The following is a 15,499-nucleotide window of genomic DNA, read 5'->3' as shown; positions in this document are numbered from 1 at the left end:
GAGGCTTTAGGAGAAGCTGCAACTTCTCCAAAAAGCTTGAAAATCATTTCAAAGCCTTTGATTTAGTGTTCTTTTATATCAATAATGGATTCGTTTAATGCCAGCATACTTTTTGAAACACCACCAAAATTTTTAGTACTGCGCATAATGTAGCATCTTCAATAACAAACCCACCCATGTGTTATCTCCTTTTAAAATAAGATAGGAATTTCTATTTTTTTAATTCTTCTATCATAGCATTACGAAGAATTTCATTCATTCGTGTTTGATAACCTTTCCCTTGTGCTTTGAACCAAGCAAGAACATCAGCATCTAACCGAATAGAAGTTTGTTGCTTCACTGGGCGATAGAATTGATTATGGCGTACAGCATTACTCCAATCAGTAATTTCAGGAATATCTGATAGATCTAGCTGATCATCACGAACCGTCCCTTTAGCAAGCAAGCGTTGAATTTCAGCATCTTGCTTGTCGCTGAATTTTTCATTCAGTTCTTTGCGTGAGTATCTAACCATGCTCATATTTATCTCGCTCCGCTTTAGTTACCTGTCTTGCACTAATAATTCTTATGATTTCACAGTCATCTTCATCAAAGATAGTGTGAGCTACCAAGAGCATTAGTACGCCTTTTACTTTCCCAATGGTCTGCCAACGTTCTTCACCATCGGTATGTCTGTCTTGGATTGAGATCCTTAATGGATCATCGAAAACAAGGCTTGCTGTTTCGAAAGAGACATCGTGCTTTTTCTGATTCTTTCGATTCTTTGCCTCATCCCATTCGAAATACTGTTCCATAAAAAACATTCAAATTTGTATATACAATAATGTATCACAAAATTGTATCACTCAAGCTGGAAAGCGTAATTTTTAGTCAAAATGATTGGCAAAATATTTCAAAACTGCTCATAAAAAAGCCGACTTGTTTTCCAAGTCAGCTTTTCGACATCGTCGAGCATTACCACTATAACACAAGTATATGATTTTTATATATTTAAAATATTCGTTTCGGATGACGCCCATTATGATAAATGGCTCAAAATTTACATTTTAAACTGCGAATAAGAAGTTTATCTTAGATGTGATAAACAACTTTTTGGATGAAAATTAGTTAATGAGTTACACCTTAATATTTATAACAATATTTGCCTCCTTATTATCAGGAATTTTGGGCTCTATCCTTTCTCTTATTTACATGAATAGGATGGAGAAGAGAAAATTAAAAATTGATCTTACTAGGCAATTATTAGGACATAGGTTTTCTATTCAAGGTGAACAGTTTTCTAGTGCTATGAACCAAGTAATTGCAATTTTTCACGATGAACCAAGGGTTCTTAAAAGGTTAGAAAAATTACATTCTTGTCTTAAGGATCCAATGAAAAGAAATGTTCATGATGCCTTTATTGATTTTTTGCAAGAGTGTTGCATTGCTTCAAAAATTTATAATCAAGAATTAGAGCGAAGTCTGTATATAGAAACATTCAATGCTAAAGATTAAGGTAAATTTTTTATGAGGGATAGAAGCATGAAGTGCTAATGTAAATTGTTAATTAAACTAAAATTAACATAATGCACGTTATACGAATTCCCAAGGCATGGCTTTTAGTCATGCTTTTTTTATCAAAAGAGTATAGCTGAATGATAGCGAGCCAAATCGCATACAATATCTATCATTAGACTTAATGCAATAATTAAATGATATTGTTATCATTAATCTAATAGAATTAAGATTAAATGATAGAAATGAATACACGTATTTATCTACGAGCTTCAACTAAAGATCAAGATGCAGAAAGGGCTTTGCAGATTCTTCAGGATCTAAACCAAAACTTGAATTTGGGCGAAACCATTGTGTACGTGGAAAACTATAGTGGTACGAAGTTAGACCGACCTGAATTGAATAAGCTACTGTCAGAAGCAAATCAAGGCGACACCTTGTTGGTTGAAAGTATTGACCGATTATCACGCCTAACCCAACAGGATTTTCAAGAGCTGAAGCGCAGGATCCAGGAGAAGGGACTTCGTTTAGTCGTAGCAGATCTTCCTACTACCTACCAAATGATTCAAACCAGTGACAGCATTACTCATTCAATCCTGGATCTCATCAACAATATGTTGATTGATCTCCTGGCAACAATGGCCCGCCTGGACAATGAGAAACGTATAGAACGTATTAAGCAGGGCTTGGCACGTTCGGGTTACAAGCCAACAGGTAAGAAAGCCAATGAGGCTAAGCACAAACGAATAAAAGAATTACTAGCAGCTGGCAATATGACTAAGGAAGAAATTGCCAAAGCAGTGAATTGTGGAGTTGCAACTGTTTATCGAGTTGCTAAAGTCATTTAAAAAGGCTTGTATCAGTGCTTCCCTTATGTCATATCTATTTACAAAGGAGCAAGGCATTTTTAAAGATCAAAAGACGGAATTAATGATGAAAAAGTATTTGATTTTCCTTGTTTTTATAGTGATGGTTTTTATTTTAGCTCTAGTTGTAAAGATTAATAATGATCATAAAAAACGGCAAGCATTAAACAAATTGGAACTAGTTGAAAAGCAAATCCATTAGGTATATGAATATTAAGATAAATAAAAAGCCCTATAGTCTCTCCCGTTACTATAAGGCTTATAAATCTCTGCAATTTTTTTCTTAACTACCTACTTTTCCGATGTAGGTTATGAATATATTTTACCTATTGGTAAAAACAAAGATATAAGACAAAAGGTGAATATGCTAGGAATTTCGCATAACAACCATTATGTTAAATCAGGTTTAAAACTTAATATCATGTGAATTAAAGTAGGTCGGATCAAACTCTATCTCTCCTATTTCATCCTCGATAATTTGCATGTAATCGTCATATCTTGGATGTTTGGGGTCTTGTAATGCATCTAAAATATCAAGATATCCAAAAATTCCTCCAATATCTTCAAATGGAGCATGATTTTGACCATCTATACAACATGGATATTTTTTATTTAAATCAGGAGATTGTCTGCTTTCTACAGTAATCAAATGTTCCCAACAATCGCCAAAATCATATGTATATATAATTTTTTTACCTACACGTAGAACTTCTTTCAATTTTTGTCTTTTATTGATCTTTTCATGCTTAATAGTCGTGAATTCATGTAAATGGCTATCTTCCCAATCAAAAGCAGATTGAATTGCCTTATGGAGCCTAGATAAAGTAGCTGCCGATGAAATTTGAATAGTTCTCCAGATTTCAGGATCACTACCTAGCAGACTAATTTTTAATTGAAAAACTTCATCAGAAGATTTGAGCTTTACAGTTCCCATAACAGCCTAGTTCTCAAAAAATAGTTTTAGTAAATCTAAAATTAACATAATACACCTTATACGAAATGCGTTATAATTATCTTTAGAAATCAATGCTGTAGTTTCTAGTTGATAGCTCATCTTCCCCAAGGTGGGCTTTTTTTATGATTTTTCATGTTCCACGCTCAATAAGTGAGCAATGTTCCACGGGTTTAATAAGCCCAGGTGAACAATTCAATTTAACAAAAAGGTTCATATTTAAGTTAAATAGTAAGAATAATAGAACTTGATTATTAAGTAGGTTGAGATATGGATGAGATAAATAAGATGGATGAGGAGGAGCGCATTATTGCTAAAGAGGCAGGTCGGGTGCTCACGGAGACCTTTATTGCAAAAGCTAGTAATGGACCTGTGGTCTATGTCACAAACGATACCGTAGTGTGTAAGGCTCCGAATAGTGAGCCTGTAATGATTAAACAACTGTATCGTAACTTAGAAATTTCTAAGCGTCTGCCGAAGCAAGGTACAGTGAAGATCAAGAAAAAAGACATCAGATGATTTTTAAAGTATAGAACGCTTAATCTTCATTGAATACAGCATTCAATACGCGTCCAAATAAACCTCGGTTTTTAGGTTGTGGTACTGTCATATTTTGCAACGTGGCACGCTGTGGCGTTTGGCTGTCGCGTGCTGTGGCATATTGTTGTGGTATTGCCACACTTGCTGCCACATCCTTATTTAAATTTTCTTTATTTTCAATATCTTGATCTGTTGTTGCATGCTGTGGCATTTTACTATCGCATGCTGTAGCGTCAGGGTGTGGCACTACTGTGGCAGGTGCCACACTTTTTAATTCAATCAGGGTCTGCATACGGTCAATTTGTTGCATCAAACGTTCTTCACGTTCTTGGTATTTTTTGACTTCGTTTTCTAAATGTGTAATGAGTTTTTGTGTAGCAGTATCACTGCTTTGCTTAGGAGCTTCCTTAGCAGGCTGTGATATCTGTTGTGGTTCACCAAAGCATCGAATAACTTCGGCAATATCAAATTGGCCATCACTGGAACGTGACAAGCGTCCATTACGTACAGCTCTGTAGATAGTCGATCGATCGACATTAAACTGTTTGGATACTTCGCTCAGTGAGAGTTTAGCCATTTAATTTTCAAGTCCTATTATTATCTTTAAGAGAAAATAATATAAGCATTAGCATATATTTTATGTCAAAACTGACCTATATATTTGATTTATACAATATACCGCAGATTTAGAATACTCATTTCAACTATATAATATTTAATATTTTTTTATAGCTAAAAAACGAAAAAGCCCTGCTTGACAATTGTCTCGCAGGGCTTTAAATTCGTTGGCACGCAGTTATTTGATGGGCAAACATCAAGTAACGAAGATCATAAGGTTTGGCGACCGTTATGATTTCACCCAAAGGCTTTTGTACCAGAACACTATTTTCACTGTTATGTGCAGTAATATCAAGCCCAAATTGAAAAGTCTTCGTTAGTTAAGTGTTTTTTTCATCAAATAAGTATCCTAGATCGAGCTTTGCCCGCTTCTGTGTGTCCGTTTTACGGTCGGCATGCAGTACGTGTGGTAGGAATAAGTGTCACTGGCGTATTGTAGCGATAGTCGAAAGGCTAAACCGCTTACAGGGGAACTTCACATAGGCGGAGCGTTGGGAGTAGTTACATCGGACTGTTAAGTTGTATGTTGGGGAAACCCTCGCAGAGATACAGCCGTGTAGCGACAGGGAGCGCGTGGAGCGAAGTGCAAGACTTTGAGTCCTTGTCTGCATAGTCAGCAAAACTATGTGCGGATACGACCGATGCGTGGCTCCGTCAGCCCAATCAGGTTATTCGGCAATACTTAAGGGATATTGATTTTTCTTAAAATCATGCCCTTAGGGTGAGTATTGCCGAAACTCTCTCAACGTTCACCATCAGCCCAAAGCGAAGCGACGGCTGTGGGGATCTTGAGAGAGTGAGAGCATTAGCCAAAAGGAACTTAATCGCGAGTTACAACTTTGGCGAGTTAATGAGAAGCAGATGAAAGCAAGAGATCAAAAAACAGATGAAGAGCAAATAATTGATCTTTTCTTCAAATGAATATCGTGAATTTTGCTTGTAGTATGCATCAGGTTTGATTTTTTAAGTTATGGCCTAGGGTCTTCCTTGTCTGAGTCGTAAAGTGTCTTAAAACGCAAATCAGCGCAAAATAGGAAAGCCCTGTCCAATAAACTTGGAACAGGGCTCGTATTGGAGTTTCACGTTACCGCCTAACGCCAATAGAACGTATTGGTACGTTTTCACAGTTATCAACTTGAGACATTTTCTTTGCCAGGCAAAGGAAGCGACTTTCAAACCGTTCCAACAGCTACCTCCAACTGTTATCACGACTAAGTTTGATACAAACTTCGGCTGTGTTTTAGTTCCACAACTACGACTTTCTAATACCATTTTTCCGCTAGTTACAAAGCAAGTTGCTCTCCATCTCCGCTAAGTATAGGTTCGCTAGTATTCAATTCTTATTTTCCATCATCTTCGCTTAGTCACATGTGGACCGCTAGATGAAAAATCCAGAAAAAAATACATCTCCGCTAAAACACTATTCCGCTAGTCAAACAACTGTACTGCTTCGTAACGTCACCGCTAAAAAAAACAGCTAGTAGCGATTAATAAAAAATTATTAATAACTAAGTTTTTATCGATATTATTTCTTTCAATGAAGTAAAAAATTAATCGATTTGCAACCAACACCACAATATGCTGAATATCAACATATTGGTAAAATTGGGAGTAGAAACACTCTCAATTGCTCACAGTTTAAAGAGTTAATTAGACTCTGCGAATTGTTATAATTCATCTTAAGACTAATCTGAATATAGCCAATTCTATTCACTGAAATTTGCATAGTCCCAATTTTGTTCGAGAGACCAATCCCGAACAATTGAAACACAATGGTGACCAAACCATTTTAGCTAAGTTCTCGCTTTTTTAGATAACACATAAAACCGACTCCAACTTTCGGAAACAAATCTGCATCAAATCACGACACAAATATTTAGACTCCCTTTACCAATCCTGATAGCCATATCAGGATTGAGTTCGCCTATTGCCTTTCAGCAGTTTAAAACTAATAACTGCAACGATTTCACTATTTAAAATAGCTTATACGCCCTACTCATCATCTCTCCCTCTCCACACCTGCCATGACAATTCAATGTCAACGGCATGGAGATTCCCAAGTTATTTCCAACAGTCTTGATCAGACCGCCTATCCTCTATTATCAAAATAGCACTTCCAACCTCTCGGTGTTTTTTTCCCCCCAACGCGGTTCCTTAAAAACATGGGGATATGGCTATAATGATAAAATCGCAAGGGTAAGGCTCTTAATCTGCACGTATCTCAGCTATGCTTGCCGATGTATTCTGCTTAAGCTATCCGTTGACCCATTGAGCTTGAAATAATCTCACCAGATGGTGCCGCTGTATCCAGATTTCTCCTCAACAGCCTGTAACATTGCTGTTACCTCAAACGCCCACAGATGTGCTCTTGAGCTGCATTTCTCACTAGAAAGTCTAGTGCGCATCATGCACACACAAGATCGGTATTAACGGTACTGACAACATCCTTGTCCCGACCTCCCGAGTTCTGCTGAAACAGGGGTTCAAGTCATGCAGATTGATCTGCACTTCTCTAGCCTGGCGATTTCTCACCAGACAACCACTTCACAATATTTCTATTGCTTATAGGCGCCCGTGTCCTTGTCGCCCAACCGCTTGTAAACAAGCTGATTGGATCGAAAAGAAGTATCTCAACTTCTTAGCGCCCATCAGATCGTACCGAACCCTGCTTCCAAGGTAGTACGCTCAATCGGTCAGTCGTATGGATGGCTAATCCGCGACTGTGCGCTATCTAAAAAAACATGGCTTTAAGCAGGCTGATGCCTGCTCAAAACGCTAAAAGCGAAATGGTCAGGCAGTTGGTCAGACTGCTTTCAGTCAATGAATATCCCGACTATAAACTAAATAAAAAGGGGTGTAAATTTCGTCACCTAGGAACCGCTTTATTGCACGATGACAAATTGTGTCAATAAAGCCTGACCAATGCCTTTGGCATTGGTTTTCGTGGCGAAGCCACGTTAAGCCTTATGGTATAAGGATTTCATTAATTTTTAATATTGCTTAATGACAATGTGAAATATAGAATATTGCTTAATGACACATATTAAATATTGCTTAGTGACAATAAAATGATTAGTTACAGCCCGAATAGTCGATATACAGCACAAAAAATTGCAGACAAAGTTTCGAATGGTGCATATTTCTATAGCCATTTTTCTGTTGAAAGTGATAAGACTTTATTTTTCGATAGCATCCAAAAATTGTTGAAAAAACTGACTGATAAATACTCGCTTCATTTAACTGCAAGGCAACGGACTTATCGTTTAAATACAAAAAAAGAACCGATAGCTGATCTTATTATTCAAAAAAGACCCTCCATTGAAGGGGTCAATATTTTTGATTTTTGGTTATTGATTACTACGCCAAAAAGCCATGACTATAATCAGTCCAAGAGTGAAATTGCCCTGAAAAAAATTGTCAACCAGCGAATTTCAGAAGCTGTACTGGACTGGAATAAAGCGCTAGAGCAGGAGGAAATACAGCTTATCCAAAACTATTATCAAGACCATGAAAAATTTAAGTTTGTGTTGCATAAACCTTACTTAAAGATAGTCGTTGATAAAGGCCATATAGAGCTAGTACGCTTATCTCATTCCAGCAAAAAATCAAAAAAATATGCCCCGACTGAAAAGAGTGCTAAAAATTACACCTGGACTTGGCGATATGATGAGCCAACGCTGCAAATATTTAAAAAGAAATACATTGAGATTATGAATGTTTTGATCTCAAACCCTGATAAAACCATGGGTATGTCTATGCTTGAGACGTTCTATAAACGTCTCAGATTTTATACCGTTTTTAAGGGTAATCGACATCAAATGGGGCGATTGCTGACTGAAGTAGTGAGCTACCACTATAAAAAAACAGGGAAGGACTTTAGGAAGGTGGACTACTATGTTCCTCTGGAGCTTGATTATTTATCACGACTCACCAACTATGCAGATGACTTTTTGCAATATAGTGTTTTACGTAGGCTTCGAGAGGATGCCAACCTTAATTTAAGTAAAGATAAGGTGACAGGAGATGCCACGAATCAGCTAATCCAAAAGTATTTACTGTAGTCCTTAAAAAAGGTGAACGATGCCGAAATATCCTGACGATTATTATCTGACCCGGCAAGAAATTGACGATTTGAGAGCAGAGGCCAAAAACGCTGCAAAATATATGAAAGCTTTATTTGATTTTAAGATTGAAGCTTGTTACTCATTTAACGTGAACTGGTCCATTGAGGATGAAGAATTTGTTGGCCTTTGTGCTGAATTTCCATCTTTATCCTGGCTAGATCCGGACCCAGATAAAGCACGTTCCGGCATTGAGAGACTTGTTTTTGAGACATTACAAGAGATGAACTCTACTGGATAACATATCCCTTAATACTTTTGAAAAAGTCCCTGATTCCTCTGGATGTATTCATCCAGATGATTGGAATCTAAGCCATAAATTTGCAGTTGCTTATCGATATATTTGAAAAAGAAAGAATAGACAATGTGCATGATCCCCAGTGCTAACGCTTCTATTTTGATTGCCGGAAATAGGGCATTCGGGTCTGTAAAGAGAACGTCTAAGGTGAAATGATTAAAAAAATAGATGAAAAAAGTCACCAGACTCAACAAAGTCAAAACTGCATAAGCTTTAACGCAAGCCTTGCAGTATTTATTCATTTTTTCTAATTTCTGAAAAGTTATAGGATTCATTTTGCGCTCTGGACAATTAAATTTTTGAGGGAAGAAACTTTTACCGATTCTAAATATTCAGGGTTAAAAAAGGAAAAAAAAATTCTGTTATATGATCCTGTACTTTATAAAAAATTATCAAAACTAAAAAACTCAATTCTTTTAATATACTGAAATTAAATATAAAATTAAGATCACACATAATACCTACCTTGGTTTGAAAAGAAGCTATTGTGTGTGTCGATTAGAGCATTATATGTAGAAAGGTCTCTAGTTCTTTATCCTGTCTACCCGACTTGTAATATGATTCATATATCAGCTAATTGGGAGTGCGGTACTATGTCAACAGTAGATCTAATTGATGAAGATGACAATGAATCAGGTATTGCTGCCAAAGCCGCAAATGTACTTCGAGAGTGCTTTATTGCAGCAGCTCAGAGTGGAACAATATTGTATGTCGAAAATGATAGTTTAGTGAGGAAAACGTCGAATGCCGTACCAATCGTGATTAAACGCTTGGAAGGCCGGAACCCTGACCTTGCTCACCGATTTGAGGGACGAAGAACTTTCAAAATTAAAAAGCGTAAAATTAATCAGGATTAAGCATATTAATAAAATTTAAAATTATTAATTTCATTACTTAAATATTAATAATTTTTTAATATTTATAAAAACTAAAATAAATGTTTATTTAATAATAAAATGTTTAAAATCAATATCTTGATTGATTTTTTTGTAAGTGCTATAAACCTCCATTAGTTTTCTGATCTTGAGAGTAATTAATGCTTTATGAAGCAAAAGTGTATGCCATGATTCAAACTCAATTAAAGTATGCACCAAAAAATAGTTATGGTAGAACGCTTGTTTTACAAATACTCAAATATGGCGATTTCTTTGAGATGTTTAAAATAAAGCCTATGCAAATTGCAAGTAATCTAGGACTAACAAAGAGCGGTTATACCTTGGTCTGTATAGCTTGGAATTTATATGAAGATTTAAAGGTGCATAGTTTCGATCTACAGAAAATTTAGTAGCAAAATTTGTTGCAAGTTTATCTATTTCAGAGCGCTGTTTTATTTTTTTAAGTAAAGGGTTTTTTATGAAAACAAGAGATGAGTTTTTAGCTAAATTTATGGAAAAACTAGGATATATAAATGAAATTAAAAACTTTGCTCACATCCGTAATGAGCATAAAAAAGAATATGAACATTTTCAACGTATTCACTTAAGTGGATTCGCTTTAGCTGCAAAAGAAATTGGTTGGATTGACGAGGATGAGTATTTAGAGTTGCGTATAATGGCAACCGATAAAAACTATCAAGAGACACTGGCATCTTTAGAAGAAGATTAGCGGTCGTAAATATTTAAGAAAGGAATTACGTACAAGATATTTTATATTAAATTTCAGTTAGATACGAATACTATAATGATATGAAAAAGATGCAACATACATAATACTGATGAAGTTCAATTCTGTTAAGTCCTATAGAATAGGAGAGACTGGTGGTAGATATTGTTGATCCTTCTACACGTAGCCGTATGATGGCAGGAATTAAAGGCAGCAATACAAAACCTGAATTGATAGTCAGGCATCTGCTTCATAAAAAAGGATTTCGGTATCGTCTTCATGTAAAAGATCTTCCAGGAAAGCCGGATATCGTTTTGCCAAAATACAGGTCAGTGATTTTCATCCATGGCTGTTTCTGGCATGGTCATCAGAATTGTAATCTTTTCAGGTTACCGGCAACGCGGACTGAATTCTGGCAGGAAAAGATCTGTCGTAATCAGGCGAATGATGCCAGAGCTATAGATTTCCTGCTCGCCAGTTACTGGCGAGTCTGCATTGTCTGGGAATGCAGTATTCGGGGAGCCAAAAAAGATCCTGAAAAAGTAGTCAGTGCAATTGCTGACTGGCTTTCAAGTGATGAACAGTTTCTTGAAATACGTGACTCTCCAAGAGACAGACGATTTTTGAAGTAATACAGCCATACTTTAGCAATACTTATTCATCTGATGACAGATTAAGCTCCTCGTATTCATCATATAGACAAGCTGAATTGGATGCTGACACCCTGAACTGATTGCGTTTTTTCTGTTTCCATTTACCTGTATTCGCATCCAGTGCATATTTACATCCTGGATCATGAACCACTATTCCTGTAGACAGGGCATCCAGAAATTTTTCAATACTCGCTCCTTTAGCCAGCGACACCTTTGGGCCAAACTGGTAATAGGTAGATCCTTCAAGTTTTAAGTTAGTATATGAGACATAGCATGTTTTCGTATGTTTGTTTTTCCAGTGATTTAGCAGTTTGCTGAATGTCCATCCAGCTGCAATTTCTCCATTGTCATTTTTCAAAAAATAGCCACCCTCGCTCAAGGTAATTTTCTTTTTCTCCAGATCATATCCTTCAATGAAAAGAGTCAGATGGGTTTCCGGATTTCGGATTCCAGTCTGGTGTTTGGCCGTAAAGTAGAGTTTTTCCGGTTGCCTGCGGTTTGCATGGGTATTCATGAAATTTGCATAGCTGTCACGATAGAGTCCGATATCCGGTTCAGGAGTCATCAGGGTCGTACTGCTTTTTGATCTTGTTTTCAGCTCCCAGTCGAGGAAATCCGGACAGGCGTTTCCGTTCGGAATGATGCCAAATTCGCATTCAAGGGTAAAACCGGCTCCATTCGGTGCCTCATAGGGGATAACAGTACCATCTTTGTCCAGTCTTCTGGATCTTATTGGTCCCTTGATGTAGATATCCTTGAGTTTTCCGATCAGCAGATCCTGACTGTCCGCAAGGCTGGAGTAGTATTCATAGAAAACTGACAGTACCTGTCTGTCCTGATTCTGTTCTGAATATTTCTGGATCTCCTGGGAAATTTCTTCATCCCATGACCCTGTATAGGCAAAGACCTTATCTTCAGTCAGTCCCAGTATCATGCCCCGTTTCCGGCTGGCATACAGTTCACGTTTTTCTGCTGTTGGCGGTTTCATGATCTTGCCCGGTGCAAGCGAGCAGCCACGGAGGAATCCGGAAAGTCTTATTTCCGGATATTTGGGATAGAGAATAATCTGGGAACCTGCGGCTTCTTCAGTTTTACCTTCCGGTGTGATCCAGAACAGTCTGAGAGGCGCCTTGAATATCGGCCCCTTACTGGATTCTCCATCTGCGCGGATCTCACCCAACGGAAAATCCTGGAGGACCTCAAAATTACCCCCAAAATAGATCTGCTGTTTGGAGTTATCATTATTGGAAAGCGGCTTGAGCAGGATGCGGGTTGCACCCAAATCCTGCATTGTCTGTGATATCTGCCCGAGAGTGGCCATATACGATCCGGTCATTGTTTCTCTAACCGGATCGTACCTTTATTTGAATGATTCTTATAGTTTTTTACGCGGAAATTCTGTCTTTTTCACGCTTCTGAATTTCTGCTGCACGTAAAATATAAGGTTCCAGTAACCTGGCAACGGCAGTGAAAACAGGCACGACAACCGAGTTGCCGAACTGCTTGTAGGCCTGTGTATCCGAGACCGGAATACGGAAGAAATCGTCCCCATCCAGTTTCTGGAAGCCCATCAGTCTGGCACATTCCCGTGGTGTCAGACGACGCGGGCGGTTCTTCTGGTTATCAGGATCATCAAACTCTTCTTCTCCCCGTTGCATATCCCAGCCACGGTCAATCAGGATTTCCGAACCGTCTTTATGATAACGGGCTGAAAGGGTTCTGGCCACGCTACCAGGATTTTTCGGATCTACCAGACCAAAGCCAAAACCGTTACCTTTAGCCTGATGTTTCTTGGCATAGTTGTAAAGATACTTCCAGAGATTTTCAGTCAGTATGTATTTGTCTTCTACTTCCTTTTCTAACACATCCTGTATGGTCGGACGGACTTCAGGGAAGAATTTACTGATATTTTTCAGGGAAAAGTCACCCTTGATATCCAGACTTCGTTTGAAGCCTACCAGTACAATACGCTCTCGGTGCTGGGGAAGGAAGTTCTTGCCGTCAATGATTTTGGGATCATTCGGACCACTCGCATCAGCATCTGCAACATCATAGCCCAGCTCGTCCAGCGTCTTCATGATGATACGGAAGGTATTTCCCTTGTCATGGCTTTTCAGGTTTTTTACATTCTCGAGTACGAAAATGGCTGGCTGTTTTGCGGCAATAATACGTGCCACATCAAAAAACAGTGTTCCCTGTGCTTCACATTCAAAACCATGTGCCTTGCCAAGGGAATTCTTTTTTGAAACACCTGCCAGAGAGAACGGCTGGCATGGGAAACCGGCCAGTAGTACCTCATGATCTGGAATTTCGTTATCAATATGCTCATAAGCTTCATTGATGTCTGTATCCAGATCTTCAGTCAGCGTAACCTGTCTGATATCTTCGTTGAATTTATGCTGTTCAGGATCACAGTACCAGTTAGCCTTGTATGTCCGGACAGCTTCCTTGTTCCATTCGCTGGTAAAAACGCACTGTCCGCCGATTTCCTCAAATCCCTTCCTGATCCCGCCAATCCCGGCAAACAGATCAATAAAACGGAATTTATAGTGTGGATGGTGGGCTGGTGGCTTCGGAAGCATTTTTTGCTGAAGCATTTCTACTTCGCCTTCACTTAGTGCCCGTGGTGCACTCTTTCCATTGAGCCATTTATTCAGTGTTTCACGGGTCCAGTCATACTGTCCTACCCTGCGAAGTATTTCAGCAACAGTTTTCTGGTCGTAGGACTCCAGGACCTGATTGACCAGCATCTTGTGTTCTTCAATTTTCTGGTTTTCCTGAAGCAGGTACTTTTCATGCAGGTCATCAGCCTGGGAGAGAAACTCTTTCATCTATAAATCTATATTGGGTATTTTGAGTGATACTTTATCACTCATTTGACCCAGATATAAGCTCAAATATTCATTGTCGCTCATAAACTCTCCATTTAAAAATGGATTGGGAAAAAGCAGCCCTGAATGTAGGTCCAACTGGGCCTTGAGCTTTGTATTTTGCAGTAAGCGTCTGATCTGACGTTCTGAAATATGCAGTAGCTGAGCAGCTTGGGACTGGGTGATGCGTTGATCACAAATTTCTTGCAAAACCGACAATCGTTTAAGTTCTTTATCCGACATAGACACCAACATATCAAACCGTCCGCTTCGATCATCGCAAAAGCGCATATTCTAAAAGCGGACATTTTTACTTTGGAGAAACCGGACATTTCTATTTTGGGCTTACAAACCAACTTCGCATAAGAGATTTTATGTTAAATATGGAAGCAAGTCTTAATCATAAGTAACGTCATGGACTACAAACTTATTATTCTTTCAATATCTATTATCTTTGGATTCTTCTCAGCTGGGGCATGGTTTTATTCAAGCCAGGTTAAAGTCACTAGAGAAAAAGCTGTAAAGATAGCCAAGAAAAAAGCTCAAAAGAAAAATGAACAACCTAATTTATCAGGAGTTTCTTTTGATGGATGGGATGTGAGAGAAACTTTAAAAGCCCAATCAAAATGGAATAGTTTAGGTGCTTTTTTCGCAAGTATCTCTATGTTTTTTCAAGCTTTAATTTCTATTTTTCATTAACATATATGAGAAATCTTCTGTTAAATTAATTCTGACTTGAATTAATTATTTCATCGGCTATTTCTAAGGCTTTAGTTAAAAGATCATAGATATTCTTATAGTTCTGATAATTTCCTTGTTCATGTATGCTTAGTAAACCTCCTATTTTCACATCCTGTAGAATAGAAGAGAGTAAGGCGTAAAAAGTGACGACTTGAGGAGCTACTTTAGGTGATAACTGTCCAATTTTATCTAAATTATTAGAATACACTGGGAATACATTTTCTTGAATATCGAGCGAAAGTGTTGTCCTATAACCTCTATTTTTTTCAAGGTATAAAACTATATTTTGAATATCTTCTACATACTTTCTTTGTTCAATTAGTTTTTTTAAAGCTTTAATCTCAGCAATAATAGCTAACTGAATTGATAATTGTTGAGACCTATTATCCTTATATTTAAAAAACAACTGAATAAAAAAATTAATGATAACAGTTACTAAAGCAACCATTAAAGCATCAGATACTTTCATCATCTTAAGTATTATCTATCGCATTTCTTAAAATTATTAATGATTCTTCTCTATAGTCTTCTGGAATCATTGTGATTTCATTTTTCATTAATCTATCAGCATATTTCTTTTGCAGTTCATTTAAATCAAGCCCATCCTCCTTTAAAATTTTGGTGGTGTTTCAAAAAGTATGCTGAAAAAAAGCAGGTTGGATTTTGATAAAATAGAGAAATGCGAATAACTCTAGAAATCAAGTGTCCAGCCTGCCTAAGTGACAGTATAAAGAAAAATGGCAC

The 15,499-nt window shown here is 37.6% G+C and carries 18 protein-coding genes and 2 pseudogenes; 11 read left to right on the top strand and 9 right to left on the bottom strand.

The features are described 5' to 3' along the window. A pseudogene (locus FTV09_RS14625) lies at positions 1-98 on the top strand (IS1 family transposase); the annotation flags it as partial. A gap of 113 nt (positions 99-211) precedes the next feature. On the opposite strand, the gene FTV09_RS14620 reads toward FTV09_RS14625, so the two are convergent. Both FTV09_RS14620 and FTV09_RS14615 read right to left on the bottom strand, forming a co-directional pair. Further along, positions 212-520 (bottom strand): BrnA antitoxin family protein, encoded by a 309-nt coding sequence (locus tag FTV09_RS14620; RefSeq protein WP_180058738.1) that lies wholly within the window; start codon positions 518-520, stop codon positions 212-214. Further along, positions 507-794, bottom strand: coding sequence for a BrnT family toxin (locus tag FTV09_RS14615; protein ID WP_034707141.1), 288 nt, complete (start codon positions 792-794; stop codon positions 507-509). The genes FTV09_RS14620 and FTV09_RS14615 overlap by 14 nt, the downstream gene beginning before the upstream one ends. Before the next feature lie 316 nt (positions 795-1,110). Between FTV09_RS14615 and FTV09_RS14610 the strand changes: the two genes are divergently transcribed. Both FTV09_RS14610 and FTV09_RS14605 read left to right on the top strand, forming a co-directional pair. Further along, positions 1,111-1,494 (top strand): hypothetical protein, encoded by a 384-nt coding sequence (locus tag FTV09_RS14610; protein WP_147395704.1) that lies wholly within the window; start codon positions 1,111-1,113, stop codon positions 1,492-1,494. Between the two features lie 236 nt (positions 1,495-1,730). Further along, positions 1,731-2,342, top strand: a complete 612-nt coding sequence (locus tag FTV09_RS14605) for a recombinase family protein (RefSeq protein ID WP_004889724.1) — start codon at positions 1,731-1,733, stop codon at positions 2,340-2,342. A gap of 424 nt (positions 2,343-2,766) precedes the next feature. Here FTV09_RS14605 and FTV09_RS14600 read toward each other — a convergent pair whose 3' ends face one another. Next, the gene (locus FTV09_RS14600) at positions 2,767-3,294 is read right to left on the bottom strand and encodes a plasmid pRiA4b ORF-3 family protein (protein WP_000537572.1); all 528 of its coding nucleotides are present in this window, start codon (positions 3,292-3,294) and stop codon (positions 2,767-2,769) included. A gap of 306 nt (positions 3,295-3,600) precedes the next feature. On the opposite strand from FTV09_RS14600, the gene FTV09_RS14595 reads away from it, so the two are divergent. Further along, positions 3,601-3,831: a hypothetical protein gene (locus FTV09_RS14595; RefSeq protein ID WP_257222906.1), complete on the top strand. Its 231-nt coding sequence runs from the start codon at positions 3,601-3,603 to the stop codon at positions 3,829-3,831. Positions 3,832-3,850: 19 nt separating this feature from the next. On the opposite strand, the gene FTV09_RS14590 is transcribed toward FTV09_RS14595, so the two are convergent. Then, positions 3,851-4,429 (bottom strand): plasmid replication DNA-binding protein, encoded by a 579-nt coding sequence (locus tag FTV09_RS14590; protein WP_180058736.1) that lies wholly within the window; start codon positions 4,427-4,429, stop codon positions 3,851-3,853. 3,244 nt (positions 4,430-7,673) lie between these two features. Here FTV09_RS14590 and FTV09_RS14585 point away from each other — a divergent pair. Then, positions 7,674-8,531 carry a hypothetical protein gene (locus FTV09_RS14585; RefSeq protein WP_180058735.1) on the top strand — a complete coding sequence of 286 codons (858 nt, stop codon included), beginning with the start codon at positions 7,674-7,676 and terminating at the stop codon, positions 8,529-8,531. Between the two features lie 19 nt (positions 8,532-8,550). Further along, positions 8,551-8,832: an antitoxin HicB gene (locus tag FTV09_RS14580; RefSeq protein ID WP_180058734.1), complete on the top strand. Its 282-nt coding sequence runs from the start codon at positions 8,551-8,553 to the stop codon at positions 8,830-8,832. An 8-nt stretch (positions 8,833-8,840) separates the two neighbouring features. On the opposite strand, the gene FTV09_RS14575 is transcribed toward FTV09_RS14580, so the two are convergent. After that, entirely contained in the window at positions 8,841-9,164 is a 324-nt protein-coding gene (locus FTV09_RS14575; protein ID WP_180058733.1) for a hypothetical protein, read from the bottom strand. A gap of 318 nt (positions 9,165-9,482) precedes the next feature. Here FTV09_RS14575 and FTV09_RS14570 point away from each other — a divergent pair, with 318 nt between their 5' ends. The 4 genes from FTV09_RS14570 (at position 9,483) to FTV09_RS14555 (ending at position 11,123) form a co-directional block, all read left to right on the top strand. Next, entirely contained in the window at positions 9,483-9,746 is a 264-nt protein-coding gene (locus tag FTV09_RS14570) for a hypothetical protein (RefSeq protein WP_180058732.1), read from the top strand. A 179-nt stretch (positions 9,747-9,925) separates the two neighbouring features. Next, entirely contained in the window at positions 9,926-10,174 is a 249-nt protein-coding gene (locus FTV09_RS14565; protein ID WP_180058731.1) for a hypothetical protein, read from the top strand. 68 nt (positions 10,175-10,242) lie between these two features. After that, on the top strand, positions 10,243-10,494 hold the full coding sequence (locus tag FTV09_RS14560) for a hypothetical protein (protein ID WP_180058730.1): 252 nt from the start codon (positions 10,243-10,245) through the stop codon (positions 10,492-10,494). Between the two features lie 152 nt (positions 10,495-10,646). Then, positions 10,647-11,123, top strand: a complete 477-nt coding sequence (locus FTV09_RS14555) for a very short patch repair endonuclease (RefSeq protein WP_180058729.1) — start codon at positions 10,647-10,649, stop codon at positions 11,121-11,123. Between the two features lie 22 nt (positions 11,124-11,145). Here FTV09_RS14555 and FTV09_RS14550 read toward each other — a convergent pair whose 3' ends face one another. The 3 genes and pseudogenes from FTV09_RS14550 to FTV09_RS14540 form a co-directional block, all read right to left on the bottom strand. After that, a complete protein-coding gene (locus tag FTV09_RS14550; protein ID WP_180058728.1) occupies positions 11,146-12,465 on the bottom strand; it encodes an MvaI/BcnI family restriction endonuclease in 1,320 nt (439 codons plus the stop codon). A 64-nt stretch (positions 12,466-12,529) separates the two neighbouring features. Beyond that, complete coding sequence (locus FTV09_RS14545; protein ID WP_180058727.1) at positions 12,530-13,975, bottom strand: DNA cytosine methyltransferase; 1,446 nt, start codon at positions 13,973-13,975, stop codon at positions 12,530-12,532. 139 nt (positions 13,976-14,114) lie between these two features. Further along, positions 14,115-14,257, bottom strand: a pseudogene (locus FTV09_RS14540) (helix-turn-helix domain-containing protein); the annotation flags it as partial. Between the two features lie 171 nt (positions 14,258-14,428). On the opposite strand from FTV09_RS14540, the gene FTV09_RS14535 reads away from it, so the two are divergent. Next, complete coding sequence (locus FTV09_RS14535; protein WP_180058726.1) at positions 14,429-14,713, top strand: hypothetical protein; 285 nt, start codon at positions 14,429-14,431, stop codon at positions 14,711-14,713. A 25-nt stretch (positions 14,714-14,738) separates the two neighbouring features. Here FTV09_RS14535 and FTV09_RS14530 read toward each other — a convergent pair whose 3' ends face one another. After that, complete coding sequence (locus FTV09_RS14530) at positions 14,739-15,227, bottom strand: hypothetical protein (RefSeq protein ID WP_180001825.1); 489 nt, start codon at positions 15,225-15,227, stop codon at positions 14,739-14,741. Between the last annotated feature and the right edge of the window lie 272 nt (positions 15,228-15,499).

Source organism: Acinetobacter sp. YH12227 (assembly GCF_013417785.1).
Lineage (GTDB): Bacteria > Pseudomonadota > Gammaproteobacteria > Pseudomonadales > Moraxellaceae > Acinetobacter > Acinetobacter gandensis.
The sequence above is the reverse complement of the archived record's forward strand: the minus strand, read 5'-3'. Positions and strand labels throughout refer to the sequence as shown.

What these genes read in the sequence shown, in the direction of transcription:
- FTV09_RS14620 (WP_180058738.1), bottom strand. Translation starts at nt 520, where the DNA reads ATGAGCATGGTTAGATACTCACGCAAAGAACTGAATGAAAAATTCAGC.
- FTV09_RS14615 (WP_034707141.1), bottom strand. Translation starts at nt 794, where the DNA reads ATGGAACAGTATTTCGAATGGGATGAGGCAAAGAATCGAAAGAATCAG.
- FTV09_RS14610 (WP_147395704.1), top strand. Translation starts at nt 1,111, where the DNA reads ATGAGTTACACCTTAATATTTATAACAATATTTGCCTCCTTATTATCA.
- FTV09_RS14605 (WP_004889724.1), top strand. Translation starts at nt 1,731, where the DNA reads ATGATAGAAATGAATACACGTATTTATCTACGAGCTTCAACTAAAGAT.
- FTV09_RS14600 (WP_000537572.1), bottom strand. Translation starts at nt 3,294, where the DNA reads ATGGGAACTGTAAAGCTCAAATCTTCTGATGAAGTTTTTCAATTAAAA.
- FTV09_RS14595 (WP_257222906.1), top strand. Translation starts at nt 3,601, where the DNA reads ATGGATGAGGAGGAGCGCATTATTGCTAAAGAGGCAGGTCGGGTGCTC.
- FTV09_RS14590 (WP_180058736.1), bottom strand. Translation starts at nt 4,429, where the DNA reads ATGGCTAAACTCTCACTGAGCGAAGTATCCAAACAGTTTAATGTCGAT.
- FTV09_RS14580 (WP_180058734.1), top strand. Translation starts at nt 8,551, where the DNA reads ATGCCGAAATATCCTGACGATTATTATCTGACCCGGCAAGAAATTGAC.
- FTV09_RS14575 (WP_180058733.1), bottom strand. Translation starts at nt 9,164, where the DNA reads ATGAATCCTATAACTTTTCAGAAATTAGAAAAAATGAATAAATACTGC.
- FTV09_RS14570 (WP_180058732.1), top strand. Translation starts at nt 9,483, where the DNA reads ATGTCAACAGTAGATCTAATTGATGAAGATGACAATGAATCAGGTATT.
- FTV09_RS14565 (WP_180058731.1), top strand. Translation starts at nt 9,926, where the DNA reads ATGCTTTATGAAGCAAAAGTGTATGCCATGATTCAAACTCAATTAAAG.
- FTV09_RS14560 (WP_180058730.1), top strand. Translation starts at nt 10,243, where the DNA reads ATGAAAACAAGAGATGAGTTTTTAGCTAAATTTATGGAAAAACTAGGA.
- FTV09_RS14550 (WP_180058728.1), bottom strand. Translation starts at nt 12,465, where the DNA reads ATGGCCACTCTCGGGCAGATATCACAGACAATGCAGGATTTGGGTGCA.
- FTV09_RS14545 (WP_180058727.1), bottom strand. Translation starts at nt 13,975, where the DNA reads ATGAAAGAGTTTCTCTCCCAGGCTGATGACCTGCATGAAAAGTACCTG.
- FTV09_RS14535 (WP_180058726.1), top strand. Translation starts at nt 14,429, where the DNA reads ATGGACTACAAACTTATTATTCTTTCAATATCTATTATCTTTGGATTC.
- FTV09_RS14530 (WP_180001825.1), bottom strand. Translation starts at nt 15,227, where the DNA reads ATGATGAAAGTATCTGATGCTTTAATGGTTGCTTTAGTAACTGTTATC.